We start from the raw sequence: 15,454 nt of genomic DNA on the forward strand, positions 1-15,454 counted from the left end.
CCATGACCGTGCTTTCCGTCAGCCATCTGTCGAAACGCTATGCGAGCTACGCAAGCAACCTGGAAAGGTTTGCCGGCTGGTTCGGCGCGCCCGTCAAGCCCACGGAGGAATTCTGGCCGGTAAGGGACATCTCGTTCTCCCTGGCGGCCGGCGAGGCGCTGGGTCTCATCGGCCAGAATGGTGCCGGCAAGAGCACGCTTCTGAAGCTGATCACCGGCACCGTGCGGCCTACCGAAGGCACGGCAAGCGTTGGCGGGCGCATCAGCGCCATCCTCGAACTCGGGCTCGGCTTCAACCCCGAATTCACGGGGCGCCAGAACGCCTACCATGCCGGCGGGCTGATGGGGCTCTCGCAAACGCGGCTTGCCGAATTGATGCCGCATATCGAGGACTTTGCCGAGATCGGCGACTTCTTCGACCAGCCGCTGCGAACCTATTCGAGCGGCATGCAGGCGCGGCTGGCCTTCGCGCTGGCCACCGCTGAACGGCCCGAGGTGCTGATCGTCGACGAAGTGCTTTCGGTGGGCGACAGCTATTTCCAGCACAAGAGCTTCGACCGGATACGCAGTTTCAGGGCCGCCGGCACGTCGATCATTCTGGTCACTCACGGCATGGGCGACGTCAGATCCTTGTGTGACCGGGTGATTCTGCTGGACAAGGGACGTGTGCTGAAGGATGGGCCGCCCGACGAAGTGGTCGACTACTACAACGCCCTGATCGCGACCAAGGAGAACGCCAAGCTGACCATCGAACAACGGCGCGAAAAGGACGATTGGCTTTACAGCAGGAGCGGGACCAAGGCGGCCGCGGTAGAATCCGTCGCGCTGATCGACGGCGAAAACGGGAAGCCGATCAAGACCGCCATCTCCGGACAGAGCGTGACAATTCGAGCCCGGATAGAAGCGAAGGAGGATATTCCGGAACTCGTCATCGGGTTCATGCTGAAAGACCGCGCCGGCCACACAGTTTGGGGAACCAACACCTGGCATACGGGCCAGGTGCTTTCTGGCATCAAAGCCGGGGACAAGGTGGAATGCAACCTGCGCCTTGCCTGCGCACTTGGCCAGGGTTCATACGGGCTTTCCATCTCGCTCCACACGGGAGACGTTCACATCGACAACAATTTCGACTGGATTGAAAACGTCGAGGTTTTCGACGTCATCAATTCAGACCGCCCGTTTTTTGTCGGGACGAGCCGCCTTGAACACGTGTTCGAAATCGTCAGATGAAAAAAACTTTCGATGATCTCTACAAGGCCTTCGAGGATCGCTTTCGCGGCTCGAGGGAACTCGTCAAGGATCGGCTGAAGATCTACCAGCCCTTGCTGGCGCAGGTACCGCGACAGGCTGAGGGACCGACCCTGGCGATCGATCTTGGCTGCGGACGTGGCGAATGGCTGGAAATACTCGCCGAGGCCGGGTTCGACGCCACGGGTGTGGATTTGAACGGAGGCATGGCGCAGGAGGCAGTCGAACGTGGACTAAACATCGAACTGCATGACGCCATAGAATATCTAAAGAGGCAGCCGGACTGTAGCGCTGTTGTGATCTCGGCCTTCCATATGGTCGAGCACGTGCCAACCGAATATCTGATCGAGTTGCTGGACGAGTGCCATCGGGTGATGGCGAAGGACGGCCTGCTTATCCTAGAAACCCCCAATCCGGAAAATATATCGGTGGGCGTGAACACTTTCCATCTCGACCCGACGCATAAGAGTCCCCTGCCGCCGAGTCTTTTGGGATTTCTAGTAGAGCAGGCAGGGTTCCCTGAGACCGCCATTCTGAGGCTGAATGGCGAACCAATGATCGAAGCGGGGCCGATCGAGCGCAGCGTCCATGTTATGTTCGATATGGCGCGAGACTATGCGTGTCTAGCAAGAAAGCGAGATGAGCAATCTGGCGAAAAAGCTGAATCACTTGCCGAATTTGTGCAGGTCGAGTCACAGCAAGCCCCTAACGATATGACTAAAATAAAAAGCTGGCTTCATTCCGCTGACACCGAGATCGCCAGCAACTCGAATACGACTACGTCACAGGTAATTCCTAAAATTGACCATCTTCATCAGCTGATATCAAACCTTACCGCGCAGATAAAACTTTCACAAAATGACATTGACGAATTTCGCCACACCATTTCCCTTCTTGTACAACAAACCGAAGAGAATAATTCGAAGAATTATATAATTGAAAAAAGATTCGCAAAACTTGAGTCAACACTAATATACAAAATATTTAGATTTACCTCTACGCTGTTTTCCAAGGCTGACAAATAGGAATGGCCCGCGCCAGTGAAAATCTCAGGACCGAATTCGTGACAGCTGTCATGCCAAAATCCGCAACAACCACCTCCAAACCTGGCTTCACTTCACCTTCACGAGGCCGCATCCTCGTCGATCTCAGCACCAGCTGGCGTCATCGGTCTTCCCCTCCTGTCGGCATAATCCGATGCGAACATGAGGTAGCGAGACATTTCCTCTCAGAGTCTCCGGGAAGCGTCATTTTTGGATTTTTCTCTGACGAGACTCAAGAATATAGCCAGATCCCGCAAGATATCGTTATGCAGATGATCACAAGCTCCGCGTCTTCGGGCAGCTCGCCTTCATCCAGCAAGGATACCCCAAGCGACCATAATTTGGTTGACGGCTCTTCTTCGAACAAGTCGCACTTCAAGACTTTCGTGGCCGGCTTATTATTCGCCAATTATATGGCGGGACGAGCTTCCGGCTTCAGCAACTGGCGCCTCAAAGGAGCAACACGAGCCAAGCAGTACGTAGCCGACCACCATGACGAGATTGATTTTGACACGTTGGGTAAATTGGCCAGATTCTGGTCCCCCGGCTCCTCAGTCGACCTGAGGGCACCACTTAGCGGTCTTCGCATGACCTTGGTTCACAGCGCACCACCGCCCGGCTCGTTACCGGTGCAGATGGACACCATCGGCGCAATACTACTGCCCGGAGTTTTCTGGGAGGGAAGCAAGGCGAAATGGCTTTGGAAAATAAAGTCACAGAAACATATTCACGTCAGCCTGCTTTTGTTCGACCTTATTCCGATTGTCGTTCGCCAGTTCTCGGAGTCCGGAGCCGCGCAGAATTTTGCCGCGTGCCTCCACTATCTGCTTTGGGCTTGCGACCATTTCTTCTGCATATCTGACAGCACGGCTTACGATCTGCGGCGGTATGCCGATGCATGCGGCTATCCCTCAATTCCGGACAGCAAAGCACAAATTTGTAGATTAGGCCCTGCGCGATTCGTAAACGAAACAACTCCTCATTTGACAGAATATCCACGTATACTTGAATCAAATGGGATCAATCCTGGAGAGTTTGTACTCTTTGTTAGCACGATTGAGTCTCGAAAAAACCATGACTTCGCGTATCATTTATGGCGGCGCCTTGCACTGAAGCACAGCGCAAAGCTATTACCCCTTGTCTTTGCCGGCAAGCAGGGTTGGGACACTGATAGCCTCATGAGGAAGATCGCTCAGGACCCTGCTATTGGTGGACGTCATATCGCCCACTTCGACAACGTTAGTGATGACCAGCTGCGCTGGTTGTACGCAAATTGCGCATTTACAATCTTTCCCTCTCACTACGAAGGCTTCGGCATGACCGTGGCCGAGAGCCTAGCTTTTGGAAAACCATGTATCGCATCGAAGGGGTCATCGATAGAGGAGGCAGGACAAGGGCTTGCAGATCATATCGATACTCTTGACGGCATCGGATGGATTGAGACCATTGAGAAATACATGTTTGACAAAAAGGCTCTTGATCTCAAGTCCGAGCACATAAAGACTAACTACAAATCGTATACTTGGGAAGAATTTACTACGCCGATCGTTCAACACATGCTTGATACCACAGTCTTAACGTCGAGTAATAAATTCGGTATTCGACAGTAGCCAAAGGAAGACGGCATGGATTATGACGTTTCGTACATCGGCGTGTACCCCATCAGCAAACCGTACCATGGAGGGCAGCGAAGAGTTCGAGCATTCGTTGACGCGCTGATCGAGAGTGGGATGCGTGTTGATTACTTACCGATATTCTCAGCTATTTCTTATCCTGAATATGACCGAGGCGAAGGCGAGTTCGCTTTTGGCAGGGAGTTGCATACGGCGCTCGTTTCCGGCGGAGGAAAGTTAGACCTTCATGCGCACTCGATATTCGGCCTGGAGCCCGCATATAAACAGAGTTTCTTGGCCAGGATTAGGCGGTGCTCGCCAAAGGTAATCATCTTTGAACAGCCTTGGCACGCAGCGTTATTATCCGATCTTAGAGAACAAGGCCTAGACGGCGCGAAGATCGTCTATTCGAGTCAAAATGTTGAATCACAGCTTATGGCTTCTGCCCTCGACCGGAGCGAGGCAGAGAGGCTGGAGCGTGAGCTAGTCGAGGCGGCGGATCTGGTGGTTGCTTGCACGCAATACGATGCCAACGTCTACGCGGGATGGGGAGCGAAGAAGATTTGTGTGTTCGGCAATGGACATATACGCCGCAACGCATCTGAAAGTTTATTGCGCTCTTGGCGGCACGAACTTAGATACCGGAAAGTTGCAGTCTTTACCGGCAGTGCGCATCCACCTAATGCCGAAGGTTTTTTTGAATTGTTCCTTCCTGCTCCGGGGTGCATTCCACCTGACGCTAGGCTTGTGGTTGTGGGGGGAGTTTGCGACCTGATTACATCGTCCCCCCTATACGCGTCGAATCGTTCGATATTCGCCGAGACAACAATGCTCATCGGGCGCCAGGAGGAGGATGCGCTGAACGCGTTATTCGAGTTGGCCGAAGTTGTAGTATTGCCGGTAACCTCTGGTGGTGGATCTAATTTGAAAACAGCCGAAGCTCTTCTTTCGTTGAAGCCAATCGTTGGCACCTCTAAAAGTTTCGTCGGATTTGAGGACTACAAGGCGCTGGGAGGGGTTACAATTACCGACGACCCAGCGAAATTCAAACAAGCCATTAGAGACGTGTTTCTATTTGGAGGAAAATCCGCGAGGCGCTTCGAAGAAGTGCGTAATTTGACCTGGGAAAATGTTTTGCGCGGCTATCCGTCCTACATAAAGAACCTTTCACTCTAATTTAAGGCGCCGAATGCGTATGGATTTTTCACTCACTCGCCCCCAAGGGGCGGGCCGCCGATGAGGGCCAATGAAGAAATGGCATGGAAGACGGCAAGCGGCCGAAGCCGGGGCAACGAGCGAATTGGAATGTAAGACGAGTTTATGGGTTTTATCTAATCGTCATCCCCTTGGCCGTCAGGTCCACGAGGCTGTCGCTCCAGCCGCCTTCGAGCAAGATCACGAGAGCATAAGCACCTGCAGGAAATGGGATCCATAAAGCCTCTCGTTTTATGATGAGAAAGAGTTGCGTGTGCGGTTGGGTGGCGTTAGTTGAAAGGACGATATAGGTGGAGACTAACGTGCCAAACGCGTCTGCAAAAAAACAGTCGGAATTGTTCCATTATAAGAAGCTAAATTTAGGATGTGGCTGGGACATCCGAGAGGGCTTCCTTAATGTTGACCTTCATGACTTCCACAAGCCGGATTATGTTGCCGATATCCTGGATTTGCATGAATTACCGAGCGGCCACTACAACGTGATTGTCGCACAGGACGTGCTTGAGCATATCGAACGAGCAAAGCAGGTCCCGGCCCTGAAGGAATGGGCGAGGCTCTTGTCTGCCCACGGGCGACTGAAGATTCGGCTCCCGAGTCTGTTCGACATGTTGCGGACGGGCACCGGACCGGGATGGTTCTCTACCCATGCGCATGCGCATTTGGTCAATATGGTCTACGGCACCCAAGCGTATAATGGCGATTATCACCTCGCCGGGCACACTGCTTTGACCTTGGTGGATGCGGGAAAGCAGGTGGGCCTGGTTATAAGTCGCGCCGCGATCAAGGACGGCTGGCTTTTCGATGTGGAGTTCGCCAGGAATACCGAGGAACTCTCTAAGGAGGAATTCGTCCACAACGTCTATTTCGAGGAGCTCGGCCGCCCGGTCGATCCGTCCGGTCTCAAGATGAGTTTGGACATTTTGGCCCGCAAAGGCCGTGATATGCTCGTGGCGATCATCCGCGACTCTGCCGAGTGGAAGTCCCTTCGGGCTTAGTGTCAGAGCTTAAGACAAGGCTCGTCAGGCTTGGTTAGGCAGATAGCGGCTATACCCAAACCAAGAGTGCGAAGATCGCCTGACACTCCCGCATCCTTTGGGGATTTGGCGTTAGGAATGAAGAATTCTATATCCACGGCGCTGACGCCTTGCGGCAATTCAAGTCGCTCTATCTTGCGTGACGACTGGATCGTAAACTCCCATTCGTCGGACCTTTTGCCGTTGACACTAATTCCAATCTTCTGATTTGCGAGGTTGCCGCCAACGAAGCCTCGAGCATCAAGCTCAAGAACTTTGCGTTCACCGTTGGCGGAGAGTTGATAATAGAGAGTCGCGTGGTTGCCGGCCGTCCAGCGCCCCCAAGCCTCGACGCCAGACCATCCGTTACCACAAACGGCGCTGGGGTCGGAGAACTTCAATCGAGACGACAAAGCAAGGGGAACTCCATCCTTGCAGATATACGCAGCGGCGAGCGCGGAAAGCCTGTCACTGGGCAAGCGACGCAGATCGGGCTTAAGTCGGAGAAAAGTGAAATTTTCAGCGCGAGTGACATCCACCATTCCCGATGATTGAATCTCATCTATGTAAGGTTGCATTTCGTCAGAGTACTCTGGGGCATGCGGCCATTCATGAGCTGCCCATAGTAGATCCATGTAGGGTATCGCCACGACATCCGCATCTTTTCGTGTGAGCAGCGAAAGAACTTTCTTCCCGAAATCAGGGCCAGTCTTACCGATCTCAAATGCACGCATCGTATCGGGCCAACTTCCTATCGCGGCGGTAAGATTCTTATCACCGCCAATGTTATAGGTCTTTATTCCTATTTTGCTTGCCATGTAATTTGCAAAGAAGTCGTTTCGAAATGGCAGAAAGGCAACTTTTTCCGCCGACCGAAAGCTCGGTTTCAGGCCCTCAACATAATCGTCAATATCCGCGATCTCCTGGCGAGAATGCGCGTTGGCGACCATTATTGCGCGCGTTGGAATATTGAAGGCGATGCCAGCTGATATGATTGCAATCGTGATGGCCGACTGTATACGATGACTTGCCACATGTAGCGCCAGCAGTGCCCACGCTCCGAACATGCCAAGCGCTACCCATCTGTAACTGGCGCGCATGTTGTTAAACCCGGGCAAATATGTCGAGAGAACTTCGGTTCCGGTCTGCCATGGGGCATATTGGAGCGGCATCAACGCATCGATACCCTCCGGCCTCAGTACATTTAATTTGAACGACGGCCCCAAGGCCATGTAGAAGCCACAGAGGCTGATAAACAGGAATGCGGCCTTCAATCTAGCGTCGGACGATCTCGTCACGACTGAGTAAATCCCTGCAATTATTAATATTAAAGCGAAAGAATCCTTGAATACCGACCCATCACCAAAATAATCACCATCCTGGCGAATTGCACTCCAGCCTATTAAATCAGCTATCCAAATGATTCCTTTCGTAGGAATAAAAAAGAATTCTAAATTTGCCCCATATGCTCTAAATATATCCAAATTCTCTACATCAAATCTACTTCTACCTATATACAAAGCATACAAGGAATATGACAATAAGAAAGAAACGAATATTATTGGAGATACACTATATAAAATATATTTTCGTGTCGTTGAATTACTTATTATTTCTACAAAAAATAATATTGTAGACCCAACTGCAAACATCATAAAAGTATATCCATCCATAAACACCGCCACAAAAGTGGCCCCAAAGAACAAAATGGATGAAGGCAAACGGCAATTTTCACGCATCAACCGCAATTGGGCGTAGAAGTACGAAGGCAAAAGTGCCATTCCAAGGGACACCATGGAATAGTCCGCGTGCTGCCATATAACGGGTAGAGTGAGCCACAGCAGAGCGCAGACGAGCGAGATTCCACCTTGGGCACCGATGAGGCGTACAAATCTGTATGCGCCGTAAAATGCAACAGTGAACCACAGTGCGAACGCCAACGCATATGCATCGGCAGGTGGGACGCCGATCTTTAGGAAAAGTGCGGTTGGCAAGGCCGCAGCAAGTCCGAATGATATGGCTGCCGGCTCCGGCAAGCCAAAATTAGTCGCATAAATCGAGAAGCCATTGGCAAACGACTGCGCGAAACCCAATGTCCAGATGGCTTGGCCTGTCGTAGGCACCATAAAGCCGGGCAATGCGCCATTCACAAACAGGCCGATAAATAGCACAACCGTCGCAAGCACAGCAAAACTGAATTTGCAGAGCAGGGTTCCGTCAGTCTTGCCCATAGTTCATCCCGTAGAATCTGCCCACAATCTGCCCGCCAGTAAAAAACAAAAGATCGCCCAGGACAGTAACTGTTCGACCGATCACGACCGCCAAAAGAATGACCGGGCCGGGACTAATCCCGCCAAGCATGAACAGCAGGACCGCCTCCCTCACGCCGAGACCTGCGGGCGCGCCAGGCGTAATGAGGCCCACGAGCCAGGCAATTACATAGGCGCCTGCTATTGCCGGATAGAGCACCAAATCACCTGAGCCCCCTGCAAGAACAAAAGCCGCGACAAATACCAAACCCGCAAGCGCGATGAAGGTGAGATAGAAGGCCACAGCCGCAGCGAAATCAGCACCGCCGGTGCGAGCGGCCAACCAAAGCGCGACCGCCAATACAGCGGCAAAGGAAACCCAGCCTAACCAACCGGGCACACCGGCTGCGACGAAAGGAACCACAAGTGGCGTAAACAGGATTCCGGCTGCGGCCTGAATCGCCAATTCGTAGACCGTTGACTTGGCCAGAGGTCCGTTGCCAATGCCCGCCGCCAAACCGATTGCCTGCCGCCCTGCGAACTGGAAAATATTACCGGGAACATATTTGGCCAGTTGCGAGATGGCGTAGGCATAGATTGCCCACGGTCGTGAAACTGTAACATCGAGGTGACGGAGCAGACGCTGCCAGCCGAAAGCCATCAGTAAGTTCAGCACAGCGTACATGCCGGCCAGTGCAGCTGTTGCGATGTAACCGCCAACGCCAATCCGCTGGAAATTGATCTCGCCCGCATAACCGTGGAGCCTGATCCCTACGAAAACAATACCGGCCAGACCCAGTAAACCCCCGATGCGATTGAGCCAGGTTCTGGCATTCGGGCTGAGCGCTATCTCCTGGCTCTGGCCGCCAGCCCCATTCATCTGCCTATCCTGCCTTCTTGTTGTTCCGGGCGGAAGCATGGCCACCAGCCTCCCCTTGCGCCGCGCGCTGCGTATATCGGATGTCCTCCAGAAGCTTGCGATTGGCCGCGATCACGTCGGCCAGGAACGCAACCAGAAGTGCCTGGAAGCCCATCGACATCAGCACGCCCGCCAGGACCACCGACTGGACGTGACCGCTGCTTGCATCAACCAGGTAGAAGTAGAGGAAGCGAAGGCCGAGCAGGAAACCGAGGCCGAAGAGAACGACTGCGACCGCGCCGAAGAACCGGGCCGGCTGGTAGATGACGAAGATGCGCACGATGGTGAAGATCGAGCGCTTGAGATACGACGGAATGCTCTTGACCAGCCGCGACGGTCGCAGATCACCGTTGACGCGGATCGGCACCGAGACCACGCGCATGTTCTTGCGGCCGGCCTGAATGATGGTCTCCAGCGTGTAGGTGTAGTTGTTGAAGACGATCAGGCGCTGGGCCGCGTTGCGCGAGATCGCGCGAAATCCGCTCGGTGCGTCCTGCACATCGGTGCCGCTGCTGACGCGAACCACCCAGCTGCCGAGCTTCTGCAGCAGCTTCTTCGACGGCGAGAAGTGCTCAATCTCCGATATCGGCCGAGCGCCGATGACCATGTCCGCGCGTCCCTCAAGAACCGGCCTTGTTAGGGCCGGCAGATCGGCCGCGTTGTACTGGTTGTCTGCATCGGTGTTGACGATGACATCGGCGCCTCGCGCGAGGCAGGCTTCGATGCCGGTCATGAAGGCATAGGCAAGGCCACGATTGCTGGTATGGCGTATGACGTGATCGACGCCGTTTTCCTCCGCGACCCTAGCTGTGGCGTCGCTGCTCCCGTCGTCGATGATCAACCACTCGACGCTGTCGAAACCAGCAACGGTCCGCGGCAGATCATTCAGCGCTATCGCGAGCGTTTCGGCTTCGTTATAGCAAGGAATCTGGATGATCAGTTTTGGCAGGGGCTTGCTCTCGAATTCGGGCTGAGATCAGTGCATCTACCATCCTCAGGCTGAGGCGCAAGCGGTTTTCCCGGGTAACGATGGTCTTTCCCTCGAACCGCGGAGTCGACGAAAATGTACATTAGCATTACTTCATGACGCCTTATGGCGTGACCATCCCTCGAACAACCCCCTCCCCCTGCGGACACGGTAAGATGCAGAGAGGTTAGGGATCCCTGCCGTGGCTACTTACCGGGATTCGCCATCATTCTGCGAAATAGCGTGCGCATAATGGTTGAATGCCTGGTCAAAATAGTCGACAGGCGGTATCGGAAAATGTTTGGCTAAGGAAAGGCCGCCTGTGATTTTGGCATACGATAAGGTTGCTCGCTTTTCTTCCATTACCTGGACGAATTCCATCCAGCTGTACCGCAATAATTCGACAGCATTTCTGTCAGTTTTCCTGGTTTCGATAGGCATCGCTATCAGCATACGGAATCAAGGACTGTACGCGGTCGTTTTTGCCGACGAATATATCTACAGCAATTTTTCACGACTTAGCGCCATCGCCGGCGCACCTGTCCCATCCTACCTTTTTTTCTCTATCTATAAATACACCAGCTTTTGCGGAGATGGCTTTCTCGCATGCGCCCGCTACCTTAACACAATTTTCTTCATACTCGCTGTGCCATTTATTTTTTCTATATCCTCGCGAATCACCTCCAAGCCGGTCGCGACGCTAATTTCCATTCTGTCTGTCCTTGCGCCGATTAATACATATACCGCATACTATATGCCAGAATCTCTGTATTATTTATTATTTTGGTTTTTTTCCTGGGGAATACTTAGTCTGGATAATAATTCACGTTATCTCAAATTTATTTTTGTAGCACTTATATTTTCCCTGACGACACTCGTTAAGCCACATTCATTATTTTTTCTGCCTGGAGTGGTCCTGTATTTTGCTTACCTAATCAGGCAAAGGCCGGAGCAGAATTGGATCGCCAGATGGCTCCAGGTCTCCACATTGTTTGTCGCCGTCGCCATCGCAGCCAAGATGGCGCTCGGCTTCGCCTTAGCCGGAAGTGCAGGCATTACCCTCTTCGGTCCCGTTTATGGCTCCATCGCCGGTCGAGCAGCCACGCACTATGTCGACCTCATCAAAGTGGCCGGCTTCAGCCTTGCCGGTCATTCCCTTGCTTTATCGATCCTGTTCGGCACGCCTTTGGCCACCGTCTTGTTCAGCCTCCGGAAGGCCCTGTCTCGCAACGAAGCCGGGAATGCTCCGCTTAATATCGCATTCTACGCATTTGCCATCTTTGCTACCCTGATACCTATAGTGGCACTGTTCACTGCCTCAGTTGCCACCGGCGCAGGTGGCGGCGACACACCATTTCGCCTGCACATGCGGTACTACAATTTCGCGTTCCCACTCTTACTAATGGCTATAGCAGGAAGCCTCCAGTCCGCAGAAAATCGTAAAATTACCGCTTATTCTTCAATTTTATTCGCCTCAATGCTAATTCTAGGAATAATCTGCATTTCTACCAGGATGATTCCGTACACCCCTAGCTATATTGACAGTCCAGAAATAAGAGGACTTACATATAATAAATATTACTTCTATATCTTGAGCGGCATAAGCACAGTATCTCTTATTTTTTGGCTAAAAAATCGCAGAACAGGCGCAATAATATTCTTGTTTATCTTCACCCCGCTGTCAGTTGTTTTTACATCTTATTTTTCGAGCCTCGAACTCCGAAATCGGCTTCATCCGGATGCTTTTGACGAGGCAGGCATCTTCGCGCATCAGTATTTGGCTGGCAGTGATGCATCTCGCCTTGCGGCCATGGGTTCGAGTCCAGCGGGATTATTTCGGGCATTGTTCTATCTCGATAACCCTAGGGCTTCGATTGCTCAAATACCGGCAGGCGCTCCAGCGGATCTTTCGAAGGTCCCTCGCGACAAGGAATGGCTCCTTCTTATCGGTGATCACCCTCCCCCGCCTAGCTTTCGTTTCAAGCTGGATCTGAATGGTTTTTCGATCTTTCGGCTCGCGGGATCAGACAGGATAGACTTCACGAGAAGATCCTGGCCCGAAATCCTGACCCGAGCCCAAGGCCTGTCGTTTATCGAAGCCTGGGGGAGATGGTCGGATGGTCCTATGGTCACACTGGAATTCGTAAAGCCGCTTCCAAAAAAATTCGTCCTGCACCTCACGGCAAATGCATTCGGTCCGAATGTCGGGCGACCTATTTCCGTGCACACAGGCTCTCAATCGGCGACGTTCGTGCTGTCGAGATCAGCGCAGGAAATTGCTATCCCATTTGAAAATTCGGAGGCATCGACTTCGATCTCCATTTCGATCCCAAACCCAATTTCACCGAAGGAGCTTGGTCTAAACCAGGATCGCCGAAAGCTTGGAATTGCATTCCGTCAACTGAGCGTGGAGGACTTGACGCAGTAAGTTGAGCAACTGCCCAAACTCGGCGCGGGCTCCTTAGTTCTCACGGGAAGGTGTGCCCTTTGCGCCCGAGGGTCATGCGATCACGACGTGGTCAGGCTAGGACGCCTACCGCAATTCCGGCAATGATCAAAAGGCCACCGATTATTGTCCCGAGACTGATCCCTTCCCCCAGCAGCAGATTTGCCATCAGAGGCACAAATACGAAGGTCAGTGATACAAACAGGAAGGCCCGGTTGATCGGCAGGTTCTGCAGCACATAAAGCCATAGTGACGCCACGACGGCGTAGAGCAGCCCTACAGCAACACCAGGTACAGCGACATGGAGGAATTGCGACATATCGGTCAGAACTGCCCAGCCGCTTGTTGCCAGCCGCCCTGCAACGATTTTCAAGAGTATCTGCCCAAGCGAGAGCAATGCCTGCACAGCGACCGCTGCGGAATAGACCCAAAGCCGATTATCCATCTTGTACCTTGGATTTTCTGAGGAAGACGATCGACGTGTCTCGGGGCAACAGTCCGAGGATAGGAAGAAGTGCCAGCGACCCGATGTAGGTGAGACCGTTCATCAGCTTCGATTGGCCCTGAACGTAGGAAACCCGTTGCCGCAGGCCTTTCGCCGTGATCGGCGCCAGACGAACGACCTCCCCTTGCTCAAAGCCCGCTCTCTTGCCCAGTTCAGTGAGGTGTTCGGCGCTGAAATACCATACATGGGGTGAAGGCAGTCCAAACTGCCACATTCGCAGGAACGGGCCACTAATGCCCAGACGATCCATGAAATTTGCAAGCCTGTAGAATATGCCATCCTTGTCCGGGCAGTTCAGCACCAGAACGCCACCAGGCAGCAAATGCAGGTGGCAAGCAGCTATGGCCTTCTCCACTTGCGGAATGTGCTCCAGCACATCATTGAAGGTGATGGCGTCGAATTGTTCCCCCTCATCGAGGGCGTCCGGAAAATAGCCGTGGCGGACGATAGCACCCGTTGCCGCGCGCGCGCCGTCGACGACATTGGCGTCTGGCTCGATCCCCTCGGCGCAAAAACCCGCGGCAAGCGCGTCTTTCAAGAATAACCCGTGACCGCATCCGACATCGAGCAACGCCCGCTGTGTCGGAGCCAAAATCCGGGACAACACCTCGAGAATGGCGACATTGCTGCGCCTGCGCGCCTCGTAAAGCCCCACTAGCCGCGCCTCTTCATCGAGGACCGTCTCTGTCTTTGCCTGTGGGATCGCCGGCAAGAGCGAAGATGCCAGCAGACCGCATCTGGCGCATCTGAAAAGCCACATCCGCCGTTGCCGAACAAACGCGCCGCTACAAACCGGACAAGGGAGAGTGATTGATGCTTTATCTGTCATACCTGACCACTATCCCTCGGCTCTGAAGGCGAACTCTCGTGTTGATGCTTCATGCTGTCCCTGTGTCTCAGCGCTCGCATCGGTTGGACGGAGGTCTTCAGTCGCAAGTGCAGCGTCGACCGCGGAAGCGACTGGATATCGTAGTTGATGAAGGCAAGCAGGAGCTGGGTCGCAACGATGATCGGCAGCGCTGCAATCATCACGGTGCCGGCGGTGGCCGGCACGGACGTACCCCATTTCGACAGGCCGTACACAACGCCAAACAGCAAAAGCGCCAATCCCAACAAAAGCTCCAACGACGCGATGCTGAAATTGCGGATGAAGTAGTTGTAAAAGATGCGCTTGCCGAAATTCCTCAGATGCGCGAGCGCAAATCGCGGAATTTCGCGATGCGGCTTCATATTGCTTACCTCGTCGGCGTAGTGTGAGTGCATAGGCACGTCGACCACGCGCGCGGTAAGGACGTTCAGGCGGAAAAGAAGATCCGATTCGAAGAAAAAACGCCTCGATATCTTTTCCAACGGCAGAAGACCGACCAGGCTGGCGTGGATTGCGAAGAACCCGTTTGTCGGATCGAAACTGTGCCAATATCCGGTCGACATCTTGGCGAGGAAGGAGAGGCCCGCATTGCCGATCAGCCTGCCTAAAGGCATGGAAGCCACCCCTTCCGGATCGAAAAAGCGGTTGCCTTTCGCATAGTCCGCCTCACCGATAAGAATGACGCCGACGAAGCTCGGAATGAGCGCCGGGTCCATCTGGCCGTCGCCGTCGATCTTCACGATCACATCGGCCCCGTCGGCGGCAGCCTGCTTCATCCCCGCGAGGGTCGCCCCACCGACGCCGAGATTCTGGTCGTTCCACAGCACGTTTACACGGGGATCCGTGACATGCTCCTTGACGAAGCGGCCAGTGTCCTCGGGACAGGCGTCGTCGACGACATAAATGGCAGTGACTTCAGAGCCGATCTGGCCGAGAACGGCGAGAATATGATTGCGCACCCGATAGCTCGGGATGACGACGGCGATGGCAGGCTTTTGTTGTGAGGGCAAAAAGCTCACCCGCAGCCATTCTGGTGGGCCATGTGGCATAGTCTTTCAGTTGCGCCGAGGGCTTTAGCTTAGCTTTATCTCCAGAGCAACCGAAGTCTATCGGCTTGCCGACGACGCATAAAGCTTCGACGCTACGGTGACGAGCGAGTTCCATGAGCCGGCGACGTCCAAGCGAATTCATGTCTCAGGCTGTGGAGCGGCTTTCGCTGCATGACGGCCAGCCCTGATGTTACCGATTCAGAGGATCTATGCTACAGGTGGTTCGTAATGCGCGGTCGAGCGACCACGCTTTCCCGCACCTGCCCTGCTGCCGTCGTAAAAATGTCCGGAATCCTTTGCCCAGTTCATTTCCGGAGACA

At 53.6% G+C, this 15,454-nt stretch carries 12 protein-coding genes; 6 read left to right on the plus strand and 6 right to left on the minus strand.

Annotated features, from left to right (window positions below; translation table 11 throughout):
- Positions 1–2 precede the first annotated feature (2 nt).
- The 5 genes from AC07UC_RS26920 to AC07UC_RS26940 all read left to right on the plus strand — a co-directional run bounded on the left by AC07UC_RS26920 (position 3) and on the right by AC07UC_RS26940 (position 6,113).
- Positions 3–1,229, plus strand: coding sequence for an ABC transporter ATP-binding protein (locus AC07UC_RS26920; RefSeq protein ID WP_140768784.1), 1,227 nt, complete (start codon positions 3–5; stop codon positions 1,227–1,229).
- On the plus strand, positions 1,226–2,272 hold the full coding sequence (locus AC07UC_RS26925) for a class I SAM-dependent methyltransferase (RefSeq protein WP_494907960.1): 1,047 nt from the start codon (positions 1,226–1,228) through the stop codon (positions 2,270–2,272). The genes AC07UC_RS26920 and AC07UC_RS26925 overlap by 4 nt, the downstream gene beginning before the upstream one ends.
- A gap of 38 nt (positions 2,273–2,310) precedes the next feature.
- On the plus strand, positions 2,311–3,900 hold the full coding sequence (locus AC07UC_RS26930; RefSeq protein ID WP_494907961.1) for a glycosyltransferase: 1,590 nt from the start codon (positions 2,311–2,313) through the stop codon (positions 3,898–3,900).
- Positions 3,901–3,915: 15 nt separating this feature from the next.
- Positions 3,916–5,079, plus strand: a complete 1,164-nt coding sequence (locus tag AC07UC_RS26935) for a glycosyltransferase (protein WP_494907962.1) — start codon at positions 3,916–3,918, stop codon at positions 5,077–5,079.
- A 341-nt stretch (positions 5,080–5,420) separates the two neighbouring features.
- Positions 5,421–6,113: a methyltransferase domain-containing protein gene (locus AC07UC_RS26940; RefSeq protein WP_494907964.1), complete on the plus strand. Its 693-nt coding sequence runs from the start codon at positions 5,421–5,423 to the stop codon at positions 6,111–6,113.
- A gap of 2 nt (positions 6,114–6,115) precedes the next feature.
- Here the strand turns inward: AC07UC_RS26940 and AC07UC_RS26945 are convergent, their stop codons facing one another.
- The 3 genes from AC07UC_RS26945 to AC07UC_RS26955 are packed head-to-tail and all read right to left on the minus strand — an operon-like array spanning position 6,116 to position 10,248.
- The gene (locus tag AC07UC_RS26945) at positions 6,116–8,362 is read right to left on the minus strand and encodes a DUF7024 domain-containing protein (protein WP_494907965.1); all 2,247 of its coding nucleotides are present in this window, start codon (positions 8,360–8,362) and stop codon (positions 6,116–6,118) included.
- The gene (locus AC07UC_RS26950; protein ID WP_494907966.1) at positions 8,349–9,260 is read right to left on the minus strand and encodes a hypothetical protein; all 912 of its coding nucleotides are present in this window, start codon (positions 9,258–9,260) and stop codon (positions 8,349–8,351) included. The genes AC07UC_RS26945 and AC07UC_RS26950 overlap by 14 nt, the downstream gene beginning before the upstream one ends.
- A gap of 4 nt (positions 9,261–9,264) precedes the next feature.
- Entirely contained in the window at positions 9,265–10,248 is a 984-nt protein-coding gene (locus AC07UC_RS26955; protein ID WP_494908997.1) for a glycosyltransferase family 2 protein, read from the minus strand.
- Between the two features lie 319 nt (positions 10,249–10,567).
- Between AC07UC_RS26955 and AC07UC_RS26960 the strand changes: the two genes are divergently transcribed.
- Positions 10,568–12,694 carry a DUF7024 domain-containing protein gene (locus AC07UC_RS26960; protein WP_494907967.1) on the plus strand — a complete coding sequence of 709 codons (2,127 nt, stop codon included), beginning with the start codon at positions 10,568–10,570 and terminating at the stop codon, positions 12,692–12,694.
- Between the two features lie 91 nt (positions 12,695–12,785).
- On the opposite strand, the gene AC07UC_RS26965 is transcribed toward AC07UC_RS26960, so the two are convergent.
- The 3 genes from AC07UC_RS26965 to AC07UC_RS26975 form a co-directional block, all read right to left on the minus strand.
- Positions 12,786–13,157, minus strand: a complete 372-nt coding sequence (locus AC07UC_RS26965; protein ID WP_202323303.1) for an EamA family transporter — start codon at positions 13,155–13,157, stop codon at positions 12,786–12,788.
- On the minus strand, positions 13,150–13,929 hold the full coding sequence (locus AC07UC_RS26970; protein ID WP_494907968.1) for a class I SAM-dependent methyltransferase: 780 nt from the start codon (positions 13,927–13,929) through the stop codon (positions 13,150–13,152). The genes AC07UC_RS26965 and AC07UC_RS26970 overlap by 8 nt, the downstream gene beginning before the upstream one ends.
- Positions 13,930–14,042: 113 nt before the next feature.
- Positions 14,043–15,134 carry a glycosyltransferase family 2 protein gene (locus AC07UC_RS26975; protein ID WP_494907969.1) on the minus strand — a complete coding sequence of 364 codons (1,092 nt, stop codon included), beginning with the start codon at positions 15,132–15,134 and terminating at the stop codon, positions 14,043–14,045.
- Positions 15,135–15,454: the final 320 nt, after the last annotated feature.

This window comes from Mesorhizobium sp. GW821-FHT04C10, from assembly GCF_059420305.1.

What these genes read in the sequence shown, in the direction of transcription:
- AC07UC_RS26935 (WP_494907962.1), top strand. Translation starts at nt 3,916, where the DNA reads ATGGATTATGACGTTTCGTACATCGGCGTGTACCCCATCAGCAAACCG.
- AC07UC_RS26975 (WP_494907969.1), bottom strand. Translation starts at nt 15,134, where the DNA reads ATGCCACATGGCCCACCAGAATGGCTGCGGGTGAGCTTTTTGCCCTCA.
- AC07UC_RS26965 (WP_202323303.1), bottom strand. Translation starts at nt 13,157, where the DNA reads ATGGATAATCGGCTTTGGGTCTATTCCGCAGCGGTCGCTGTGCAGGCA.
- AC07UC_RS26925 (WP_494907960.1), top strand. Translation starts at nt 1,226, where the DNA reads ATGAAAAAAACTTTCGATGATCTCTACAAGGCCTTCGAGGATCGCTTT.
- AC07UC_RS26950 (WP_494907966.1), bottom strand. Translation starts at nt 9,260, where the DNA reads ATGAATGGGGCTGGCGGCCAGAGCCAGGAGATAGCGCTCAGCCCGAAT.
- AC07UC_RS26945 (WP_494907965.1), bottom strand. Translation starts at nt 8,362, where the DNA reads ATGGGCAAGACTGACGGAACCCTGCTCTGCAAATTCAGTTTTGCTGTG.
- AC07UC_RS26920 (WP_140768784.1), top strand. Translation starts at nt 3, where the DNA reads ATGACCGTGCTTTCCGTCAGCCATCTGTCGAAACGCTATGCGAGCTAC.